The 21432-nt window shown below is 58.5% G+C and carries 15 protein-coding genes and 1 pseudogene; 3 read left to right on the top strand and 13 right to left on the bottom strand.

The features are described 5' to 3' along the window. Window positions 1-217 precede the first annotated feature (217 nt). A complete protein-coding gene (locus AB7M23_RS20340; RefSeq protein ID WP_454241843.1) occupies window positions 218-1321 on the bottom strand; it encodes a GNAT family N-acetyltransferase/peptidase C39 family protein in 1104 nt (367 codons plus the stop codon). A 149-nt stretch (window positions 1322-1470) separates the two neighbouring features. Between AB7M23_RS20340 and AB7M23_RS20335 the strand changes: the two genes are divergently transcribed. After that, the gene (locus AB7M23_RS20335; protein ID WP_454242204.1) at window positions 1471-3000 is read left to right on the top strand and encodes a RimK family protein; all 1530 of its coding nucleotides are present in this window, start codon (window positions 1471-1473) and stop codon (window positions 2998-3000) included. Window positions 3001-3067: 67 nt separating this feature from the next. After that, window positions 3068-4018: a magnesium transporter CorA family protein gene (locus AB7M23_RS20330; RefSeq protein ID WP_454241842.1), complete on the top strand. Its 951-nt coding sequence runs from the start codon at window positions 3068-3070 to the stop codon at window positions 4016-4018. Between the two features lie 48 nt (window positions 4019-4066). On the opposite strand, the gene AB7M23_RS20325 is transcribed toward AB7M23_RS20330, so the two are convergent. The 8 genes and pseudogenes from AB7M23_RS20325 to AB7M23_RS20290 form a co-directional block, all read right to left on the bottom strand. Then, window positions 4067-4756, bottom strand: a complete 690-nt coding sequence (locus tag AB7M23_RS20325) for a response regulator (RefSeq protein ID WP_409278472.1) — start codon at window positions 4754-4756, stop codon at window positions 4067-4069. Further along, window positions 4753-7452, bottom strand: coding sequence for a two-component system sensor histidine kinase KdpD (kdpD, locus tag AB7M23_RS20320; protein WP_454241841.1), 2700 nt, complete (start codon window positions 7450-7452; stop codon window positions 4753-4755). The genes AB7M23_RS20325 and kdpD overlap by 4 nt, the downstream gene beginning before the upstream one ends. Window positions 7453-7478: 26 nt before the next feature. Then, window positions 7479-8051, bottom strand: coding sequence for a potassium-transporting ATPase subunit KdpC (gene kdpC, locus AB7M23_RS20315; RefSeq protein WP_454241840.1), 573 nt, complete (start codon window positions 8049-8051; stop codon window positions 7479-7481). 11 nt (window positions 8052-8062) lie between these two features. Then, window positions 8063-10141, bottom strand: a complete 2079-nt coding sequence (gene kdpB / locus AB7M23_RS20310) for a potassium-transporting ATPase subunit KdpB (RefSeq protein ID WP_454241839.1) — start codon at window positions 10139-10141, stop codon at window positions 8063-8065. 8 nt (window positions 10142-10149) lie between these two features. Continuing rightward, window positions 10150-11922 carry a potassium-transporting ATPase subunit KdpA gene (gene kdpA, locus AB7M23_RS20305; RefSeq protein WP_454241838.1) on the bottom strand — a complete coding sequence of 591 codons (1773 nt, stop codon included), beginning with the start codon at window positions 11920-11922 and terminating at the stop codon, window positions 10150-10152. After that, window positions 11919-12011 (bottom strand): K(+)-transporting ATPase subunit F, encoded by a 93-nt coding sequence (gene kdpF / locus AB7M23_RS20300; protein WP_409278467.1) that lies wholly within the window; start codon window positions 12009-12011, stop codon window positions 11919-11921. Before kdpF ends, kdpA begins: the two co-directional genes overlap by 4 nt. 306 nt (window positions 12012-12317) lie before the next feature. Further along, a complete protein-coding gene (locus AB7M23_RS20295) occupies window positions 12318-13181 on the bottom strand; it encodes a methyl-accepting chemotaxis protein (protein ID WP_454242203.1) in 864 nt (287 codons plus the stop codon). Next, window positions 13182-13412 (bottom strand): annotated as a pseudogene (locus AB7M23_RS20290) (HAMP domain-containing protein); the annotation flags it as partial. A 1001-nt stretch (window positions 13413-14413) separates the two neighbouring features. Between AB7M23_RS20290 and AB7M23_RS20285 the strand changes: the two are divergent. After that, complete coding sequence (locus tag AB7M23_RS20285) at window positions 14414-16579, top strand: methyl-accepting chemotaxis protein (RefSeq protein WP_454241837.1); 2166 nt, start codon at window positions 14414-14416, stop codon at window positions 16577-16579. Between the two features lie 139 nt (window positions 16580-16718). On the opposite strand, the gene AB7M23_RS20280 is transcribed toward AB7M23_RS20285, so the two are convergent. The 4 genes from AB7M23_RS20280 to AB7M23_RS20265 all read right to left on the bottom strand — a co-directional run bounded on the left by AB7M23_RS20280 (window position 16719) and on the right by AB7M23_RS20265 (window position 21421). Further along, window positions 16719-17528 (bottom strand): IclR family transcriptional regulator, encoded by an 810-nt coding sequence (locus tag AB7M23_RS20280; RefSeq protein WP_454241836.1) that lies wholly within the window; start codon window positions 17526-17528, stop codon window positions 16719-16721. A 90-nt stretch (window positions 17529-17618) separates the two neighbouring features. Continuing rightward, window positions 17619-18212, bottom strand: coding sequence for a sarcosine oxidase subunit gamma (locus tag AB7M23_RS20275; RefSeq protein WP_102051944.1), 594 nt, complete (start codon window positions 18210-18212; stop codon window positions 17619-17621). Between the two features lie 3 nt (window positions 18213-18215). Next, window positions 18216-21119, bottom strand: coding sequence for a 2Fe-2S iron-sulfur cluster-binding protein (locus tag AB7M23_RS20270; protein ID WP_454241835.1), 2904 nt, complete (start codon window positions 21117-21119; stop codon window positions 18216-18218). After that, window positions 21116-21421, bottom strand: coding sequence for a sarcosine oxidase subunit delta (locus AB7M23_RS20265; protein ID WP_454241834.1), 306 nt, complete (start codon window positions 21419-21421; stop codon window positions 21116-21118). The genes AB7M23_RS20270 and AB7M23_RS20265 overlap by 4 nt, the downstream gene beginning before the upstream one ends. Window positions 21422-21432 lie beyond the last annotated feature (11 nt).

Below are 21432 nucleotides of genomic sequence, written 5' to 3'. Positions count from 1 at the left end.
CTTTCATTTACGCTGGGTTTACGCTAGCAGACGAAAGGTGCCCGGAAACGCCAAAGTGATGAAGACGATCAGGTGAGCTGTCGCGAGGGAAATCGACAAGCGCTGCCATTTTTGCGGGCGCCAGTATCGTTGCAGATCCGATTGGTGACCGTAAAAAATCCGTAAAACTCTGCGTTGTCTACTTACTTTAGTCTTCTATTACGCCTTAGGGGCTGCTTCAGGCGTGTTCTCGAGCGTAAAGGATTACGTATGCGCGCAACTTGTTGCTGCCAAAGGCGCACATCTTGTCGAATGCCGCATGGCTGACAGGCAGGTGCTGGCAGTCGAGTGCTTGTCGGTGCTGGCTGTGATCGATGTCCGGGTCATGCAGGTAGACGAAATCTTCATCGCAGTCTGTGACGATCACCCAATGTGGGGCTTTCGAGCGCGTCAGGCGATAACTGCTGATCAGGACCAAGGGTTGGCCTCCGTCGCGCAGAACACGTGCCAGATCCAACTGGTTGCCACTGATTTGTTGTACATCGCTGTGCTGTAGTTCAGTGCAGAACGCTTCGTGTACCAGACGTATGACTTCCTTTTTATGCTTGTTGCGTACGCTGTTGAGAAACAACGGACCGTCAACGCTGACCTGCAGGCGCACGCGAAACCCTCGGCGCCATGCCGCCAGCGCCAGCCCTTGGGGGCTGCAACCTCCGTGACCCGAGGTCATGAAAACGGTGGTGGCCTCCCGCCAAATCTGCAGCTCCTCCGTGCGCTCGGCCAAGCGGTTCGGCTGCAGCGCGCACATGGCCATCAAGAGGCAGGCCGGCCCGCAAGTGAAGTCAGTGGTCTGCTGGTAGTAGGGCACCGGAACCATACGGCTTTCGCGATGCTGCAGGATCCGCTTCTCCAGGCGTAACGCTTGCGCATGGTCTTCGTAGTAGTCGTTGACCTCGGCGAAACGGCGGTATCCGTTGCGCTCATAGAGCGTGATAGCGACAGGATTGTCCGATCTGACTTCCAGGCGCATGTAGGCACAGTCGTGCGCCAGGGCACATTGTTCAGCTTGGTCCAGCAGCTGTTTCCCCAGGCCCATGCCTCGACTGTGGGTGGCAATGGCTATGGAGTAGAGTCGGGCCAGGGAGGTGCCGCGATGAAACAGCACCAGGCAGTACCCCATCAACTGACTGCCCACCTGCGCGACGATCAAGCTGGCGTGGGCGCGGCTGATCATCCACTGAAAACTGCGTGGCGTCAGTCGGTCAGAGGTAAAACACTGGTTTTCCAGCGCCAGCAGGGGCTTCAAGTCTTCTTGTGTAGCGTTGCGAAATAGCAGGTTCATATAGCCGCCGTAAAAGTTACGTAACGAAACGAGACTTTCTGAAAGGCTCGTGTTTAATAGACAGGAACTTGTTTTTCAGCGGACTTCTTCAAATGTCAGTAGCACAACGTGATGTGCGTGAAGTATCAGAGAAAAAGCAGTTGGCGGCAATGCTGAGACTGAATTGTTCATCTGGCCTGGTACAGGGTTCCAGTCAGTTGGTTATTATTGTCGAACGCAAAGATGACTGGGCTTCTTATTTTCCAAGTGACGACCTGATGACGGCTCAGGAGTACCTCGAAAAAAACCTGGAAAGTGAAGGCGGAAAACGTGTTCAAGTAATTAACCTGTGCCGCAGCTACAAGTACCTGGGGCACGGTTATTACTGCTCATTATTGGCGGAAGCGCGCGGTCATAAGGTAATTCCCTCCGTACGGACGATGAGCGAGCTGACCCGTAAGTCATTGTACGGTGTAGCACTTGATGACCTCGGAAGAACAATCGACAGGGCATTGATTAACCACGTTTACAGTAATGCCGAGGGGTTCACCCTAACCCTGTACTTTGGTACGACCAACCTGGAACCGCTTCAGGAGCTGGCACGGCAAATATTCGAAATATTTCCCTGCCCGATTCTTCACGTCGAGTTTCGTAAAAGCACGAACTGGCGCATTGAAGGCATTAAGTTTGGCGCGTTACACAAACTGCGTGAAGATCAGGAAGATCAGTTTGCCAACGCGTTGGACCGTTTCAGTCGCAAGATTTGGCGAGTACCGCGATCACGGCGGGTGGCACGCTATGACCTGGCCATATTGCATGACCCGCAAGAAGCGTTGCCACCTTCCAACAGCAAAGCATTGGAGCGATTTATCCGGGTTGGCAAAGGACTGGGCATTGATGTCGAACTGATCGAAAAGAAAGACTACTCGCGCATCGCCGAGTATGACGCCCTGTTGATTCGCGAAACTACCAGTATCGATAACCACACCTATCGCTTTGCCAAGAAGGCAGAAAGCGAAGGTCTGGTGGTGATGGACGATCCAACGTCAATCCTTCGCTGTACCAACAAGGTGTACCTGACGGATCTGCTCAAGAGCCACCAGCTGGGGATGCCGGCTACCGAAATTCTCTACAAGGATAGGCCTCAGGATTTTGAACTGGTGAGTAAGCGCTTGGGCTTTCCCCTGGTGCTGAAAATCCCCGATGGTTGTTTTTCACGCGGGGTCATCAAGGTGCAAAGCCAGGAAGAGCTGTTGGAAGCTACCGCACAGTTGTTTGAGCATTCGGTGCTGTTGCTCGCCCAAGAGTACTTCTACACCGAGTATGACTGGCGGATTGGGGTGCTCAATCGCAAGCCGATATTCGCCTGCCAGTACTTCATGTCCAAGGGACACTGGCAGATCTACAACCACAAAGCCAAAGGCCAGGATGTAAATGGTGAGTGCCGCACCCTGGCGGTACATGAGGCACCACGTGCAGTGGTTGATCTGGCGGTGAAGACCGCGAACTTGATCGGAGACGGTCTCTACGGCGTCGACCTGAAGCAATCGGGTGACAACGTGGTGGTGATCGAAGTCAATGACAATCCCAACCTGGATGCGGGTATTGAAGATGCCTATTTGCAAGACGATCTCTACGCGCTGATCCTGGAAGAGTTTATCCGCCGCCTCGAACTCAAGCGTCGCGGTCAGGCGTGGTGAGTAGGTGTTCTCTGGCAAACCCTGCTATATACCGAGCTTGCGTAGTCGATAGCAGTAGAGGACAGAAGTGATCAAGAGTTTTCAACTCGCCCATGGGGCGCTGATACCGGTTGAACGCATCGATGCCGAAGTGATGTTGTTCAGCAATCCCGATGTTGCTGAACGGGATCTGCTGCGAAGCGATTTCAAGCTGGACGATCACGCGCTGGCTTCTGCACTGGATCCGGACGAGGTCTCGCGCATCGAGTTTCACCCGGAAAACCTGTTCTTGATCTGGAAGCGTCCAGAGAGTTACTCGGGTGCCGAAAGCCTCGCTTTCGAGGTGTCGTCATTCGGATTGCTGTTCTCGAAAACGCGCTTGCTGGTAATTGCCACCGATGACTCACAGTTGAGCGGGCTGGGTGATCGGCAACCCTTGCACACACCACTGGATGTGTTGCTGGACATGCTGTTCAACAACCTCCATCACTATCTCGATCACCTGAAGGTCATCAAGATGGTTGCCCGAGAGTTGCAAAAAAAGTTCAACGCTTCCATGGAGAACCAACATCTGATTCAGATGTTCAACCTCAGTGAGAGCCTGATCTACTACATCAACGCTATTCACAGCAACGGCGCGGTCCTGACTCGCCTGCGCAACCATGCCGAGAAAGAGCACTTTGGCGCTGAGGCAATCGCGCTTATCGACGATTTGATCATCGAAAACAACCAGTGCAGCAAGCAAGCGGAAATCTATTCGAGGGTGTTTTCCGGCTTGATCGATGCACGTGGCAATCTGATGAACAACAGCATGAACAACCTGTTGCGCAAACTCACATTGATCAATGTGGTCTTCTTGCCACTCAACCTGATCGCCAGCGTTGGTGGCATGTCCGAATTCAGCATGATGACCTCGGGCGTCCCCTGGTGGATTGCCTATCCGTTGTTTCTCGCGGCGATGTTGACGGTCGGCGGCTTGATGGTGGTCGTGCTCAAGCGTCTGACGCAAGGCTCGACCAGTATGCATGGTCCTCACTGAGGCACGCGGGATAGCGGCCTCGCGGGCTTGCTCCATCATCAAGGGCTCTCAAGGGACAAAGCGATAACCGATGCCTGTTTCAGTGATCAGGTGGGATGGCTGCGAAGGATCCGCTTCGATTTTCTTTCGTAAGCCTCCCATGAACACCCGTAAATACTGTGTGTCTGCTGCATGTGCAGGCCCCCATACCGCTTTGAGCAAATGGAGGTGGGTCAGTACACGGTCTGGGTGGGTGCACAGATGAACCAGCAGGCGGTACTCCAGTGGCGTTAAGTGCACAGGCATGCCAGCGCGCGTCACTACGCGCCTTTCCATGTCAACGTGAACGTCACCAAAGCTCACGATAGAGGCGCCCTCGGCGCTCTTCATACTCCTGCGAAATTGTGCCCGGACTCGTGCCAGCAGTTCACCGGTGCCAAATGGCTTCACCAGATAGTCATCAGCGCCGGTGTCCAGTGCAAGGATTTTGGCGGCTTCGGCACTACGTGCCGACAACACAATGATTGGCACTTCTGACCATGTTCGCAGGTCGCGGATGAGGTCGACGCCATCGCCGTCAGGAAGCCCCAGGTCCAGCACGATGAGGTTGGGGCGGCGCGTCCCTGCCTCGATCAGGCCGCGGGCAAGCGTATCCGCTTCATGTACCACCAGGCCTTCACCCTGAAGCGCCATGCGAACGAAGCGCCGGATGTCGGCCTCGTCTTCGACGATCAGAACATGCAGCGGCGTTTCGTTCATGACTGGCCCTCGTCAGGCAGATCGGACAACGGCTCAATGACTGGCGGCTCGCCACGTTGCAGGCACAAGGTGAAACGTGCGCCGCCATCTGGACGCGTGACGCCATGGACATTGCCACCATGCGCCTTGGCGATGGCACGACTTATGGCCAGGCCCAAGCCAACGCCAGGTTCGGCGTTTTCCTTTTTACCGCGCTCAAACTTGCTGAATATGGCCTCATTTTGACCCTGCGGTATTCCAGGACCGTAGTCGTCCACCCACAACTCAACGGTATCATCGGTGGCCGCAGCACCGATTCGAATGGGTTTTTCAGGAGGCGTGTACTTGCTGGCGTTCTCCAACAGGTTCACTAGAATGCGTTCGATCAACACCGCATCGATGTTCACCAACGGCAGGTCTTCGGGAAGTGCTACCTGAACTGCACGTGTGCCCAGGGCCGGGCGAGCGGCCCTCAGCGAACTGCCCACTACTTCCTCCAAGGGCTGCCACTGGAGGTTGAGCTGTATGGCACCGGATTCGAGTCGAGCCATGTCGAGGAGGTTATTGACCAGTGTGCTCATGCGCTGAGCGGACTCACGAATCGCGCGGGCAATCTCAATGTGCTCGCCAGTCAGCACAGGCTTGGTGAGTATCAGTGTCTCTGCCAGACCGACCATTGCTGCCAGAGGGGTTCTCAGGTCGTGTGAGATTGCAGCGAGCAACGAATTACGCAGTCGCTCCGACTCCATCTGTATTGTCGTGTCCTGAGCGACATGGATGTAGTGGATTCTTTCGAGCGAGATGGCCAAGAGTGACGCACAGGTATCGAGCAGGCGTCGCTGTTCCGGAACGGCCAAGCGTGTTGTGTCGCGAGGCTGCACGGCCAGCACTCCGCGCACTCGCATCGGCGCTGACAGCGGCAGATAGAGTGTCGGGCTCCCCGGAAGTGTATCGGTTCCGAATCCGGCGGCTTCGACTCTGTCGAAAGACCACTGCGCAATAGCAGAGTCGACCTCAGGTGCGTCGTTCGGGGGCATTGATATCTGGAGTTTATCGTTGTCATCTGCGACGAGCAGTGCCGAGCGTGCGCTGAATTGGGCATTGAGGAAACGCGTCCCGATCTCTGCCACTTGCTCGATCATTAACGCAGCAGACAAATCCCGAGACATTTCGTACAGCGCCCGTATGCGGTCTTCACGCCGTTGCGCAACCCGTGCCTGGTAGGTCAGGCCCGCAGTCATCTGACCTATGACAAGTGCAACAACCAGCATGACGCCGAAGGTCACCAGGTATTGGATATCGCTGATGGCGAGCGAAAAACGCGGTGGGACGAAAAAAAAATCGAACGAGCCCACCGAGAGGAAGGCGGCAAGAACCGCCGGGCCACGGCCGTAACGCACAGCGACAATAACGACGGCGAGCAGAAACAGCATCACAATGTTGGTCAGCTCGAACACGTGGGACAGAGGTGTAGCAATCAAGACTGTAGCCAGGCAAATTGCAGCACTCATGGCATAGTCAGGCCAGGCAACGCGCTTTTCACTCCTGGAACTTGTGTTCTGAGTGTGTGTACGTTGCACCGCAGGGAGCGCAATCTGCACCACATCGAGGTCGGTTCCCAGTTCGCCGATCCGATCTGCCAGCATCCTTTTCCAGGGGCTGCGCCTTTTCGAGTCGTCACGACCCAGCACCACTTTGGAGAGGTTATGTTGGCGTGCGTACTTGACGAGGGTGTCGGCAATATCTTGTCCGGCCAAGGTCGAAATGTGCGCTCCCAACTCTTGGGCGAGTTTTAGCGTGCGCAGCACCCGACGTCGGGCGTCGTCTGGCAGGCGCTGCAATGCAGGTGTCTCGACATAGACAGCGTGCCATGGCACGTCGAGTTGAGCTGCCAGACGTGCCGTCGAACGCACGGTTTTTTCGGTGCGCTCGCCAGGGCCGATGCAGGCCAGCAAAGAGTCGCGTGTTCCCCAAACGGGTTGTACTGCACCGTTTTGGCGGTAGTGCAGCATCTCGTTGTCAACCCGGTCGGCCGTTCGGCGTAGCGCCAATTCCCGCAACGCTATCAGATTGCCCTTGCGGAAAAAATTCTGTACCGCATGTTCAGCCTGGTGAGCCATGTAGACCTTGCCTTCCCTCAACCGCTGCAGCAGGTCATCGGGCGGCAGGTCCACGATAACAACCTCATCTGCCGAGTCGAAGACATGATCGGGTACGGTCTCCCACACGCGGATACCGGTGATGCCGCCGACAATGTCGTTCAGGCTCTCAAGGTGTTGAACGTTCATTGTCGACCAGACATCAATACCTGATTGCAGGAGCTCCTCTACATCCTGCCAGCGCTTGGGGTGCCTGGAGCCTGCAAGGTTGGAGTGTGCCAGTTCGTCGATCAGGATAAGTCCTGGTTTGCGCACCAGAGCGCCGTCGATGTCGAACTCGGTCAGCAAACGATCCTTGTATTCGACTTGCTTGAGTGGCAGTTGGTCGAGCCCGTTCACCAACGCTTGCGTTTCGGCTCTCCCATGGGTTTCGACCACGCCGATCAGTACGTCAGCACCTTGCTCCTTTGCCATACGGGCCGCTGCGAGCATTGCGTAGGTTTTACCGACACCGGCGCAGGCACCGAAAAAAATTTTCAGGCGACCGCGCTTTGCCTGCGACTCTTGCTCGCGAATCACCGCTAGCAGTTGATCCGGGTCGGGGCGTTGTCCGTCCATCATGGCCACCGTGTATGAGCCAGCACTTAGCGGGTCGCATCGAGTGCCAGGTTCAGGGCCAGGACATTGACCCGCGGCTCGCCAAGAAATCCAAGCAGCGGACCTTCTGAGTATTCGTTTATCAGCAACCGCACGCGCTCCACTGGCAGGTTGCGCGCACGCGCGACTCGCCCCATCTGGTAGATGGCCGCAGCCACGCTGATATGGGGGTCGAGCCCGCTGGCAGAACTGTAGACCAAGTCAGCTGGCACTGTTGCGTTGTTGCCTGGATCGGCGGCACGCAGTGCTTCGATACGGTTTTTTACGGCATCTGCCAGTGCAGGATTGAGCGGCCCTTGGTTTGATCCACTCGAAGCGCTCGCGTTGTTGCTCATGGGACTTGTCGCGGACGGTCGGCCCCAGAAGTACCCTGGGGCGCCGAACGCCTGACCGATCAGACGGGAGCCGACCGATTTGCCCTCCTTCTGGATCAGGCTGCCTGCGGCCTGATCGGGAAAGACCAGCTTGGCGATGCCGGTCATGGCCAGTGGATAAGCCAGGCCGGTTATCAGTGACAGAGTGATGAACAGCGTCAAAGCAGGGCGGAGGAGGGCGGTCATTTGTGGCTCCTTCAAGCGAGGCCGACAATCGACAGGGTCATGTCAATCAGCTTGATACCGATGAACGGCACAATCATGCCGCCGAGGCCGTAAACCAGCAGGTTTCGACGCAGTAACAGTGCCGCACCGATCGGGCGATACTTGACGCCTTTCAAGGCCAGCGGGATCAGAAAGATGATGATCAGTGCATTGAATATCACAGCAGAGAGAACCGCGGAGTTTGGGCTCGTGAGGCCCATGATGTTGAGTGCGCCGAGTTGAGGGTAGGTCGTGACGAAGGCCGCCGGTATGATCGCGAAGTACTTGGCGATGTCGTTGGCGATCGAAAAGGTCGTTAGAGAACCTCGGGTCATCAGCATTTGTTTGCCCGTCTCCACCACTTCGATCAACTTGGTCGGGTTACTGTCGAGATCAACCATGTTGCCGGCCTCTTTGGCGGCCTGAGTACCCGAGTTCATCGCCACCGCAACGTCGGCCTGTGCCAGCGCTGGCGCGTCATTGGTGCCGTCGCCGGTCATTGCCACCAGCCGACCTTCGCTTTGGTGGCTGCGAATCAGTCGCAGCTTGTCCTCAGGAGTCGCCTCTGCCAGGAAGTCGTCGACCCCAGCCTCAGCAGCAATAGCAGCAGCGGTGAGGCGATTGTCGCCGGTCACCATCACGGTCTTGATGCCCATTCGTCGCAGTTCGACAAAGCGCTCTCTGATACCACCTTTGACGATGTCCTTGAGTTCGATGACCCCCAGCACCTTGGTCCCGTCGGCCACCACCAGCGGTGTGCTGCCGCGACGTGAAACGTCTTCGACAATGGCTTTCACTTTCTCGGGAACACTGCCACCCAGCATCGCCACATGGGTATGGATCGACTCGGCCGCCCCTTTCCTTATCTGCCGGGTACCCATGTCCACGCCACTCATGCGCGTTTGTGCCGAGAAGTGAACAAACTGGGCGCCCAGGCTATGAATGTCACGTTCGCGCAGGTTGAATTTCTGCTTCGCGAGCACGGCGATGCTGCGACCTTCGGGGGTTTCGTCGGCAAGCGATGCAAGTTGCGCAGCATCGGCCAGTTCCGATTCCTTGACGCCTGGAGCTGGCAGGAAGGCCGATGCCTGGCGATTTCCGAGTGTGATAGTGCCGGTCTTGTCCAAGAGCAATACGTCGACGTCACCTGCAGCTTCCACTGCCCGTCCCGAGGTGGCAATCACATTGGCTTCCATCATGCGGCTCATGCCGGCTACGCCCACTGCGGACAATAGGCCTGCGATGGTCGTTGGGATCAGGCAGACAAGCAGCGCCACCAAGACGGTGATTGTGATGGGTGATCCGGCTTTTGTGACCTCAACACCGTACAACGAGTAGGGCAGCAGGGTTACCGTGACACCAAGGAACACGATGGTCAGCGCAACCAGCAAAATCGATAAGGCAATTTCATTTGGAGTCCTCTGGCGCTTGGCGTTTTCGACCATTGCGATCATGCGGTCGACGAAGGTCTCACCTGGGTTGGTCGTGATACGTACGACAATCCAGTCAGAGAGCACACGCGTACCACCGGTCACCGCGCAGAAATCGCCACCGGCTTCCCGGATCACCGGTGCGGATTCGCCAGTAATGGCGGATTCGTCCACGGATGCTGCGCCCTCGATCACATCACCATCGGCAGGAATCAGTGAGCCTCCCAGATCGCCCGCTTCAACGACCACTACGTCGCCCTTGCGCAGGTCGCTGGACTGAGCCAGTTGCCATTGCGCACCATAGCGAGGCTCGCGCAATTTCTTGGCCCAGATTTCCTTTTTGAGGTCACGTAGAGACGCTGCCTGCGCTTTGCTACGACCTTCCGCCAAGGCTTCGGCGAAGTTCGCAAATATCACGGTGAACCATAGCCACAAGGTCACGGCAAGAATGAAGCCGCTACTGGCCTCGCCTTTGCCGACAAGTGCCTGGACCCACAAGCCCGTGGTGAGAATGGCACCGACATAAACGACGAACATAACCGGATTGCGCCACTGCACACTGGGGCTGAGTTTGCACATGGACTCGACAATGGCCGGCCTGATCAATGCTGGTTCGAACAATGTGAATGTTTTTCGGGTCATTTTTCGGCTCACTTGAACAGCATCAGGTGTTCGACGACCGGCCCCAGCGCAAGCGCCGGCACGTAGTTCAACAAGCCGACCAGCAGCACGGTTCCGATCAAAAGAGCGACGAATAGCAAACCATGGGTGGGCATTGTGCCGCCCGTCACGGCCAGGCGTTTCTTGGCCGCCAGGCCGCCAGCAATTGCCAGGACCGGCACGATGACCCCAAAGCGACCAAACCAGATCGCGGTGGCGAGCATCGTGTTGTAGAAAGGTGTGTTGGCCGACAGGCCGGCGAAGGCACTGCCGTTATTGTTGGCGCCCGAGGTGAAGGCATAGAGGATTTCGGAGAACCCATGGGCACCGGGGTTGGCGACACCGATCTTGCCTGCATCGGCCATGACTGCGATGGCGGTCCCGCAGAGCACCAGCAACGGTGTCATCAGGATCGCGATAGCCACCATCTTCATCTCGTAGGCCTCAATCTTCTTGCCGAGATACTCAGGCGTGCGGCCAATCATAAGGCCTGCGATGAAGACTGCGAGAATGGCAAATACCAGCATGCCATACAGGCCCGAGCCGACACCGCCGAACACGACTTCTCCGAGTTGCATCAGTATCAGGGGAACGGCGCCGCCCAGTGGCGTAAAGGAGTCATGCATGGCATTCACGGCGCCGCATGAGGCAGCCGTGGTGACGGCGGCAAACAGACTCGACGCCGAGATACCGAAACGTACTTCCTTGCCCTCCATGTTGCCGGCTGTCGCGTCGACACCCAGGGCGGAGAGCTGCGGGTTGCCAAGCTGTTCGTAATGGGTAACCGCTATGACTGCAATGACGAAGATCGTCACCATCGCCGCCAATACGGTCCAGCCTTGACGCCGGTCACCGACGATTTCGCCAAACACGAAACACAGTGCCGTGGGGATCAGGAAGATTGCAATCATCTGAAAAAAGTTAGCCAGCGCAGTGGGGTTCTCATAAGGATGGGACGAGTTGGCATTGAAGAAGCCGCCACCGTTTGTACCAAGCATCTTGATCGCTTCCTGGGAAGCCACCGGCCCCATCGCCAAGGTTTGCGTACTGCTCGTATTGTCTTGCATCACGGGCTTGCCCAGCGTATCCAGCACGGGGAGGCCAGCGGCGTCGAGCGTGGGGGATTGATAATTTATAACTTCGAGCGTCGTCACCTCTTTATAGGGATCGAAGTTCTGGATGACGCCCTGGCTGATAAGGAACAGCCCAAAGATGACTGCCAACGGCAGCAACACCCACAACGTGACACGCGTGAGATCGGCCCAGAAGTTACCGATACTGGCGGTACTGTGGCGGGCGAAGCCGCGGATCAATGCAACGACGACCACAATACCGGTGGCTGCAGACATAAAGTTCTGTACTGTCAGTGCGAGCATCTGGGTCAGGTAGCTCATCGTCGCTTCGCCGCTGTAACCTTGCCAGTTAGTGTTGGTCACGAAGCTGATTGCCGTATTGAACGACGAATCGGGACTGATGGCGCCGAACCCCTGCGGGTTGAATGGCAGGAAACCCTGCAGGCGCTGCAGTGTGTAGGCTGCCAGCCCTCCCAGTCCGTTGAACAGCAGCAGTGCGAGCGTGTATTGAAGCCAACCCATCTCGGTATCAGCCTTGATACCGGCCAGCCGATACAGCGGCGCCTCAATGCGTGAGCCGAGGGTGAATCGGCCCTCCATTACGGTGGTGAGCCAGCGCGCGAGTGGCAATGCCAGTAGGCCTAGTACCACAAGGAAGGCGCCAAGCAGTGTCCAGGCCTGAAGGGTCACGAGAAGTCCTCCGCAAACAGCAGCGCTGCAATGAGGTAGATCAGTAGCCCGAAAGCCACCACACCACCACAGAGATAGAAGCCGCTCATGAACGCCCCCTTTTCAGCCCCGCGCAGCCGCGGGCCAAGCCAACCAGGATGACAAAGAACAGTACGCCAAGTCCTAGAAAGACGAAGTCCATCGCGACGCCTCCTGTGTTCCTCCTGCGATGCTAGTTAGGCTAGTCGTTCATCTATCAAGATGGTGTAAAGATGATCAGTGGTGAGATAAAAATCTCGAGAGGAGGGGCCGGGAAAGGGGCAGGACGAATCCGTTGCACGGGTAGTAAGAGCCCGACGATCACGTCGGGCTTTGTCTTGGCCTTCTTCGGAGGAAAAGTGAGTACGATGCCCGTGCTAGGTATCAAACCTGGCGACCACCGCACTCAACTCTGCCGCCAGGCGCGACAGTTCATTGCTCGCCGCGTTGGTTTGCGAAGCCCCCGCCGCTGACTGCATTGACAGGTTACGAATGTTCAACAGGTTGCTATCGACCTCCCGGGCCACCTGCGATTGTTCCTGCGCAGCGCTGGCGATCACCAGGTTGCGTTCATTGATTTCGCCAATCGCCGTGTAGATGGATTCCAGCACTTCGCCGCACGCTTGGGTGATGGACAGGTTGGCCTGAGCTTTCTCGGTGCTTGAGCGCATTGACTGTACGGCAGTCTCGGTGCCGCTTTGCACGTTGCTGATCATCTGCTCGATCTCGCGTGTCGACTCCTGGGTGCGATAGGCGAGGGTACGGACTTCATCGGCTACCACTGCAAAGCCCCGCCCGGCTTCACCCGCCCGTGCGGCTTCGATTGCCGCGTTGAGTGCGAGCAGGTTGGTTTGCTCGGAGATACTGCGAATCACGTCCAGTACCTTGCCTATCTCCAGAATCTGCCCCGCAAGCTTTTGGATGTGCCCGGCGCTTTGCCTGATGTCGTCGGCCATGGCCTGGGTGCCGTCGATTGTGCCTCTGACCTGCTGCCGGCTTTGGGCGGAGAGGCTATTGGAGTGGGTGGCGGCCTCGGAGGTCGATACCGCATTACGGGCGACTTCTTCCACCGCGGTCGTCATTTCGGTCACGGCGGTAGCGGCTTGCTCCAGTTCGTGGTCCTGCTGCTGCAAACCCCGGTTGGTTTCTTCGGTGACGGCATTGAGTTGTGTCGCGGCGGCGGCGAGTTGCGATGCCGAGGTACTGATCTGGATGATGGTGTGGCGCTGGCTCTCCTGCATGCGCTGCAGTTCGCTGAACAACAGGCCGATCTCGTTCTGGCTGTCGACCTCAATGGGTTCGCGCAGGTTGCCATTGGCAATACGTTTGAAATGCTGGCCTGCACGCTCCAGCGGGCTCAAGACGCGGCCTGCGATAAACACCCAGCAGAGCACCGCGAGCAGCACGGTCAGGGCCACCAGTACCCCGGCGGTGATCTGCGCGTGCTTGAGTTTCACACTGGCCTCGGCCATCAGCGCTTCACTGCGGCTGTTCAGCGACTGCATCATGCTTGTGCGCTGTTCCTGCAGTTTGCCCATGGCTGTTGAAGCCTCTGCGTTGACGCGGAAATAGCCCGCCAGATCATTCGCCCGCGCCGCTGTGCGCTGCCCTTCGATGGCCTTGCCGTACTCGCTGAACGAGGCTTCAAGCTGCAGGCCCAGGGCCCTGTCCGCGGGGGTTAACAGGGTGGACGAAAAGTTGTCGATCTTTTCCAGGGCGGAACGCCAGATATCCTCCGAGCGGACGAGCCGGGCTTTGGCAGCGTCCTTTTGCCCGCCGATGTCTTCAATGAATGCTGAGGACACGTTGGCACTCGCACGGATGGCCAGCAGCAAGGCGTTGTTGAGCCTGTCGGCCTGCAGCGCAGTGCTGTGCAGCTCCCTGATATGGGCGTCGCTTCGTTCGGCTGCTCGCCACGCGTTGACAGTAGAGAACAGCAGCGCCAGAACAAACAGCAGCAGTACCCAGCACATCCCGGTACGGATTTTAAGATGACGAAACATGGCGATCGCTCCAAAGATCGAAGGAATTTCAGCGGATGCTTCGGCCATCCCGGGCGGGAAGTGGCGCGTCTGGATTGTTGTTATCAGAGTGATCCGCTGCTTCTGTATCTCTGGGCGGGCTGTTGATCTTGAGCGTGTAAAACGGGATTTGTGCGATTATCGAACGCTGATGGCGTCGACTCGCCTCTCTCAGGATTTCATATGCCCCGTCAGTGAGCGCGGAGCGCTTTACGCACCGTTTTGATGCGCGAAGGGCCTCCCTTGGCGCTGCGCGTTGGGTGCCGGGTGAGGGCTATCGGCTATTATTTTTTTCGGAAAATTACGCTGTAAATTCTATATTTTTTGGAGGATATGCACGGATAGATGCCATAAATCGACAGTTTTCTTTAGGTTGGATCGTTAGCATGCTTTCAACATGGCGTGGTAATTGCTTCCAGGTTCGATGCCCAATGTCGCAGCTGGAGAAGTGAATGTCGCTATCAAGCAATTCCATGCAGTTATCCTCCGCCGAAAAACGCTGGTTGCCCTGGTTTGGCAAGACCGGAAAACTGGCCATGAAGTGGTCTTGCCGTCTCAATCGATCGGCTTACCCGGTGATTGAGCAGACATTCGAAGCCATCGCCGAAACCCGGGTGAAGCTGCTGCAGAACTGGGCGCGGGAGCAGTGGGACCATTTGGCTGAACTGGCGGCTACCTTGAGCCGCGACGGTGGCCAGCCTGGCCCGGGCCTGTTGCTGGAGAAGCTGGCCCAGGCTGAAGACTTTTCCGAACTGTTTGTCGTCGACCCCAGTGGTGCGGTGATTGCCTCGACCTGGAATGGCCATGCCGGGCGGTCGCCGTGCAATGCCAAGGCCCTTGCCGCCGGGTTGCAGGCAGCGTTCCTTCACGGCCCCTACAGCGACCCACTGACGTTGCAGATTGGCCCTTCATCGTCGCGTTTTCATGACGAAGTCACGCTGATGTTCTATCAACCCCTGAAGGTCGACGGCAAAGTACTCGGCTGCCTCTGTGGACGGGTTCCGAACGATGTATTGGGTGATTTGATCCAGCGTGAGGCCGGGCACATTTTTGCCGAGTCAGGGGACAACTACCTGTTCATGGTGCAGTCGCGCTTCGATCCGGCAATCCAGCCGGGGGTCGCCTTGTCACGCTCGCGCTTCGAAGACGGTACCTTTACCCACGGCGAAAACCTCAAGAGCGGCGTGCATACGCCCTGGAAGACTGTTCAGGTGCAGCGTCACACTGAACTGGAGCTGCGCTTCACCGATCCGTCGACCCAGGAGCTGCACCCTGGTGTGCGCGAAACCATCCGCACCGGCGCCAATCTGTTTGTCGCCTATCCCGGCTACTCCGACTACCGGCACATTCCCGTGGTCGGCAAGGGCGTTACCTTCCAGTTGCCCGGTTCACCGGACCGTTGGGGGATGATGTGCGAGGCTGACCTGGAAGAAGTCTACCGCCGCCGCTCGCTGAGTTACGGGCTGATGAAGCCTTACCTGGCAACCATGGCAGGCCTGTTTGGCTGCAACTACCTGATCCAGCATTACAGCGGTCTTTCCCAGGGCCTGATTGACCTCTGCGAGATGTCGAGCATGTTGGCTGCGGCGCTGTTGTTCCGTTCGTTGGGCCCCAGGCGCCTGGCGGCACGTTTGAATGAAATGACCGGCGTCATCAGAACCATCGCCGAAGGTGAGGGCAACCTGCGCCAGCGCCTCGACTCGTCGCGCATGGCCAACGATGAGACCGGTGACATGGGGCGCTGGATCAACAGTTTCATCGACCATCTGGACGCCGTCGTCGGGCAGGTGATCAAGGCCAGCCACAGTGTCGGCAAGACCAATCAGATGATGCTGGGGCGTAGCCAGGCGGCCAGTCTCACCTCTGAAGAAGTTGCCCAGGCGGTGCACAGTATGATGATCATCGTCGAAGACCAGTTGGGTGAGATCCAGCAGGCTTCGGCCAGTGCCGAGCAGATGAAACAGGCCATGGATGAAGTGGTCACCCGCGCCCGAGAGCAGTTTCTGGAGGTTCAGAAGGGCACTCAGTCGATTCGCAATGTCGTCGAGCGCTCGTCCTCCAGCGTCCAGTTGCTCGACAGCCGCATGGGTGAGATTGGCACCATCACCGGACTGATCAGCGATATCACCAACCAGACCAACCTATTGGCGCTCAACGCGGCGATCGAGGCGGCGCGCGCCGGTGAGCATGGCCGCGGATTTGCCGTGGTCGCCGATGAAGTCCGCACCTTGGCGTCACGTACCTCGAAGGCAGCCGACGATATCCGGCAGATGGTCGAAGGGCTGCAACGCGAAACGCAGCAGGCGGTGGGTTTTATGGAGGACGGGGTCAAGGATGTCGACAACAGCCTGCGCCTGGCTGAAGAGGCGTCTTCGGAAAACGTGCAACTGCATCAGGCCGTGGAAAACATGTTCGCGATCATTCAGCAACTGAATCAGCGCAGCCTGGACTACGGCAAGACCATCAAGCAGGTCGATCAGTCGTCTGCGCAAATGCGCCAGACCGTCACCGTGCTGCAGACCAGCGCGGAAACCGTCAGGCTCGATGCCAACAAGCTGCAGAAGCTGGTAGGGCTGTTTGAGGTGAGTAGCAATGCCCGGCAACGGGATGCGGCCTAGGGTCTGCAAGAAAAGTCTTGAGACGAAGGTCAGGCAAGGCGAAAACAGCCGAGGAAGCGGAGTTTACGGGTTGTAAATGAGCATTCCGAGGCTGTTTTCAACGCAGCATCACCGAGTATCAAGGCTTTTCGTACAGAGCCTAGAGTGTGCCCGGTGTGCTGATACCCTGCGGGGTGTTTGCCTTTCGATAGCCGAGCTCTTCGCTGATCTTCAGTGCGCAGTGCATCAGCAACTCGGTAAAGCGTGCCTGCGTGCCGTCCGGGTCCATGATCGCATCGGGGCCGGACAGGTTGATTGCTGCGCTGATACGCCCGGTGTGATCACGTACGCCGGTGGCGATAGCCGTCGAATAGTCCGAGCGATGCACGACCCATTGCCGCTCGCGGTCGACGGCTGTGAGCTGTTCCAGTTCCGGCAGGGTGCGCGGCGCTGGTGCCGGGTAGTCATCAAGGCGCACATGCTGGTACAGCAGGCGCAGTTGCGCGGTGCTCAGGTCGCTTAGCAGCACGCGACCCATCGCGGTGCAATGGCAGGCGATACGTGTGCCAATCGGGATGTTCACTGATAAGCGTTGGGCGGCAAAGGCTCGGTAGAGGTACAGGCTGTCGGTGCCTTCCCGGGTGCTCAAGTGGCATGACAGGGACGTGCTGTCACGCAGTGCATTGAGGTGCGGCATGGCGATTTCGACAATGTCGCGGCTGGCCAGGTAGCTGAACCCCGTGGAGATGACCTGGGCGCCCAGTTCATAGTGATTGTTGTACTTTTTCAGGTAGCCCATGTCGGTTAGCGTGTAGAGGATGCGGTAGATTGCCGAATTGCTTACGCCAAGCTGTTCGGCAATGTCGTTGATACCCAACGAGCGGGTGTGAGCGTCGAACAACCCCAGCACACTGAGCCCACGTTGCAGCGCTGGTACGCTGTAGTCGGTTTCCTTTTCAAGGCTTGGCATCATCAGCTCCAGTGGTGTTGCGCGTCGGGTAGCCGGGTCAGCCAGCGGTGGCGACCCGGGCGTTGTACCTCGTTCAAGCCCGTGTGCGGCTTAATCCATCAACACTTCAGGCGCTAGCAAGGCACCGTTGAACTCACTCATGGCGTCCAGCACGGCATCTTTGAAGTAGGCCAGCGAGGCGCGATCGCACAGCAGTTGGAAACAGGGCAGGCCGACGGGGCCCAGGTTGATCACGATGACGTTGATTCGCGCCGCCGAGGTCTGCGCCACTGCACCGACGGGAAACACCTCGGGCCGCAGGTCGACCCCGCAGAGCTTGGCCATGACCTCGCTGATGCAGGCGCCGCTCAGTTGCAGCCAGGCGTGGCTGTCCTGGCGTGGCAGCAGGTAGTTGGCGTTGTGGTCCAGTTCCCAACTGACTTCCTCATCGGCAATGCGTTGACCCTGGTCGGCCAGGCCACCGAGCAGCAGGTACTCGGTCTGGGACAGGCGCGCGACCTGGCTGCCGTCGGCCTGGAGGACGGCGCGGTTGGGCGCTTCGGGCAGCTCGAAACCGCGTACACGCAAGTAGTCGGCACTGTGCGTGCCACGAAAGCCGATGCGGGGCAGCGCGGTCAGGTCAATCAAGGCGCACTGCTGCAGGGCGCCAACATCGAGTAAGGGCTGTGCGTGCAGGTTAGACATGGCTCAGAGCTCCTGGCGCTGGTTGGCGGGGTCGAAGAACGGTAGCTGCACCACTGTGGCTTGAACCACCAGGCCGCCGTCGACGCGGATGGGAATCTGTTGCCCTGGTGTGCTTTGCTCGGGTGCGGCATAGGCCAGGCCGATGATCTGCCCCAGGGTCTGCGAGTGTTCGCAGGAGGTGACGTTGCCGCTGATGTCGGGGCCGTTCAGTACCAAGTGGCCTTCCAGTGGTTTAGGGCTGCCCTTGGGTAGAGTGAAACCGACCAGTTTGCGTTTTGCCGGTTGTGCTTGAAGGATGTCCAGTGAACGGCGGCCCACGAAGAATGGCTTGGTCCGGTTGATCGCCCAACCCATGTCGATCTCGTCGGGATGGGTCATGCCGTCGGTGTCCTGGCTGATGATCACATGGCCTTTTTCCAGGCGTAGCAGGCGTTGCGCCTCGACGCCGAAGGGGCGGATGTCGTAGTCCTTGCCGGCATTCATCAGAGCCTGCCAGAGGGCCGCGCCATGGCGCGACGGCACGTGAATCTCGTAGCCCAGTTCACCGACGAAGCCGACCCGCAGCACGCGGGCCTTGATGCCGGCGACCGTGCCCTGGCGCACCCCCAGGTAAGGGAAGCCCGCGCTGGACAGGTCAATGTCGGTGCAGAGCGTTTGCAATACCTTGCGCGCATCCGGCCCGGCCAGGTTCACGGCCGACAGGGCCGCAGTGACGTTGGCAATATCGACGTTCAGGCGCCATTGGGCGTTCCACTTGAGCATCTGCTGGTAGATGCGATCGACGCCGCTGGTGGTGGCGGTGACGTAGAAGTGCTGCTCGGCGAAGCGTGCGCAGACACCATCGTCAATCACCACCCCTTGCTCGTTGGTCATCAGCGCATAGCGTGAGCGGCCCACCGGTTGCTTGAGGAAGGCAAAGGTGTAGAGGCGGTTGAGCAACTCGCCGGCGTCCGGCCCGCGCACATCCAGGCCACCGAGCGTGGACACATCGATCAGGCCGACTTTGGTGCGTACGTGCAGTGCTTCTTCCTGCATGCACCGCTCGCGTTCGCTGGCCTTGCCGTAGTAGGCAGGGCGTTGCCAGATGCCGGCAGGCATCATCTTCGCGCCGGCAGCCAGATGCTGTGCGTGCATGGGTGTTTGCCTGAAGGGGTCGAACGCCCGTCCGGCGACGTGGGCCAGTTTCTCTGCCTCGAAGGGTGGGCGGGCAGTGGTTATTCCGGTTTCACTGATGCTGCGCTGTGTCGAAGCCGCGACCAGGCGAGCCGTGGGCAACGCCGAGTGACGGCCCTGGGACGGGCCCATGCCGACGGTGGAGTAACGTTTGACCAGTTGGATATCGCGGTAGCCGATCCGGGTTGCGTTGATGATGTCATTGACCTGCAGGTCTTCGTCGAAATCGACAAAGTCCTTGCCCTTTGGGTGAGGGAAGATCGGCCAAGGGAAGTTGACCCGCGCTTCGGCCTTGAACGATTGCTCCGCCGGGTAGGGTAATGCCAACGCAGCCAGGGCCGTGGCGGTGGCATTGGTGGCATCGGCCAGGACGTTGTCCAGGGTATGCCGGCCATTGGCGGAACCGGCTACGCCGAGGTTGTTCGGCAGGCCGCTCAAGGTGAACTCTGCCGATGCGTCGTTGTAGGCCAGTTTGCCGCCAGCCTGACAAAGCAACTGATACACCGGCATGTAGCCGCCGGACATGCACAGCAGGTCGCAGTCCAGCGTCAAGGCCTGGCTGGCCACCTGGCCCTGGCCGGTGATACTGCGCAGTTCGACGCCAGTAATGTGGCGCATGCCTTTGCTGTGCAGGGCTTCGTAGACGGTCGTGGCAAGGTGGCAGCGGATACTGCGTTGCTCCAGCGCGACCAGCAGATCGCGATTGCCCGGACCACTTCGCAGGTCCACCAGTGCGGCAACTTCAACGCCTTGCTCATACAGGTCGAGGGCGGCCAGGTAGCCGTCGTCGTTGCCGGTGAGCACCACGGCGCGTTTGCCGGGTTTCACGGCATACAGTTTCATCAGGCGCTGGGCTGCACTGGTCAGCATTACACCCGGCAGGTCGTTGTTGCGGAAGATGACGGGCTGGTCGAATGAGCCGCTGCAGATCAGGCACTGGCTGGCGCGGACCTTGTACAGGCGCTTGCCTTGAATCACGGGCAGATAGTTGTCGGCAAACCAGCCGTTGCAGGTGGCCTGGGTAAGGATGCGGATGTTGGCATGCTGTTGGACCGCCTCGATCAACTGGTTGCGCAGGGTGTTGGCGCGTCGGTTGTCGATGTCGAAACGGGCATAGTTCAGCGAGCCGCCGAGAATCGATTGTTGTTCAACCAGCAACACCTTGGCACCGGCATTGGCGGCGGTCAGGGCGGCTTGCAGGCCGGCCGGGCCTGCACCGATCACCGCAAGGTCGGCGAACAGGTAGGCCTTGTCGTAGTACTCGGGCTTGAAGTCGAGGTCGAGTACGCCAAGGCCGGCCTTTTTGCGGATGATCGGCTCCCAGACTTTCCACATGCCCTTGGGCTTGTAGAACGAACGGTAGTAGAACCCCACCGGCATGAACCTGGAGAACTTGCCCAGGTAGGCGTCCTTGTCGTGCTCCAGCGAGCCGTTGAAGTTTTGCCCGCTGGCTTCAAGGCCTTGCGTCAACGGCTGGCAGTCGGCCAGGACATTGGGCTCGTGGGGCAACTGGATCAGGCTGTTGGCATCTTGCCCGGCCATGCTCAGTGGGCCGCGTGGGCGGTGGTACTTGAACGAGCGTGACAGCAGAAAACGGCCGTTGGCGAGCAAGGCGCTGGCGATGCTGTCACCCTGCAGGCCCTGATAGGCGGTGCCATCAAAGCTGAAGGTGAGCGGCTGATTGCGATCGATCAGCAGGCCCATGGGGGCCGGAAGGCGATTGGGGAGGCTCATCCTGCGATCTCCTGCGGTTGCGCGGCAGTGAACTCAACCCGCGTGCTGAACAGTTCCCGTGGGTCGAAGGTCCGGATGATCTCGTCAGTGACGGTGTGGCGTTCAGCCAGGAACCAGTAGCTGGAGGGGCTGTGCATCCACCATTCGCGAACCACGCCGAGGGTGTCTTCGCTGTTGAAGACATAGGCCGCCCATTCACTGTCGCTGCAGGTGCTTGGGTTCGGCATTGGCTTGAACTCGCCACCGTAGGTGAACTCGCTGATGTTGCGAGGCCCATTGAGCGGGCAAATCATGATTTTCATCTCATGCTCTC

The sequence above is a fragment of the Pseudomonas sp. HLS-6 TE3448 genome (genome assembly GCF_053629555.1).
The sequence above is the reverse complement of the archived record's forward strand: the minus strand, read 5'-3'. Positions and strand labels throughout refer to the sequence as shown.

Excerpts from the sequence above, each read along its gene's own strand:
- kdpC (WP_454241840.1), bottom strand. The coding sequence starts at position 8,051 with ATGACCGCCCTCCTCCGCCCTGCTTTGACGCTGTTCATCACTCTGTCA.
- kdpD (WP_454241841.1), bottom strand. The coding sequence starts at position 7,452 with ATGGACGGACAACGCCCCGACCCGGATCAACTGCTAGCGGTGATTCGC.
- AB7M23_RS20285 (WP_454241837.1), top strand. The coding sequence starts at position 14,414 with ATGTCGCTATCAAGCAATTCCATGCAGTTATCCTCCGCCGAAAAACGC.
- AB7M23_RS20340 (WP_454241843.1), bottom strand. The coding sequence starts at position 1,321 with ATGAACCTGCTATTTCGCAACGCTACACAAGAAGACTTGAAGCCCCTG.
- AB7M23_RS20280 (WP_454241836.1), bottom strand. The coding sequence starts at position 17,528 with ATGCCAAGCCTTGAAAAGGAAACCGACTACAGCGTACCAGCGCTGCAA.
- AB7M23_RS20335 (WP_454242204.1), top strand. The coding sequence starts at position 1,471 with ATGCTGAGACTGAATTGTTCATCTGGCCTGGTACAGGGTTCCAGTCAG.
- AB7M23_RS20325 (WP_409278472.1), bottom strand. The coding sequence starts at position 4,756 with ATGAACGAAACGCCGCTGCATGTTCTGATCGTCGAAGACGAGGCCGAC.
- AB7M23_RS20270 (WP_454241835.1), bottom strand. The coding sequence starts at position 21,119 with ATGAGCCTCCCCAATCGCCTTCCGGCCCCCATGGGCCTGCTGATCGAT.
- AB7M23_RS20275 (WP_102051944.1), bottom strand. The coding sequence starts at position 18,212 with ATGTCTAACCTGCACGCACAGCCCTTACTCGATGTTGGCGCCCTGCAG.
- AB7M23_RS20265 (WP_454241834.1), bottom strand. The coding sequence starts at position 21,421 with ATGAAAATCATGATTTGCCCGCTCAATGGGCCTCGCAACATCAGCGAG.
- kdpF (WP_409278467.1), bottom strand. The coding sequence starts at position 12,011 with ATGAGCGGCTTCTATCTCTGTGGTGGTGTGGTGGCTTTCGGGCTACTG.
- AB7M23_RS20295 (WP_454242203.1), bottom strand. The coding sequence starts at position 13,181 with ATGCAGGAGAGCCAGCGCCACACCATCATCCAGATCAGTACCTCGGCA.
- kdpB (WP_454241839.1), bottom strand. The coding sequence starts at position 10,141 with ATGACCCGAAAAACATTCACATTGTTCGAACCAGCATTGATCAGGCCG.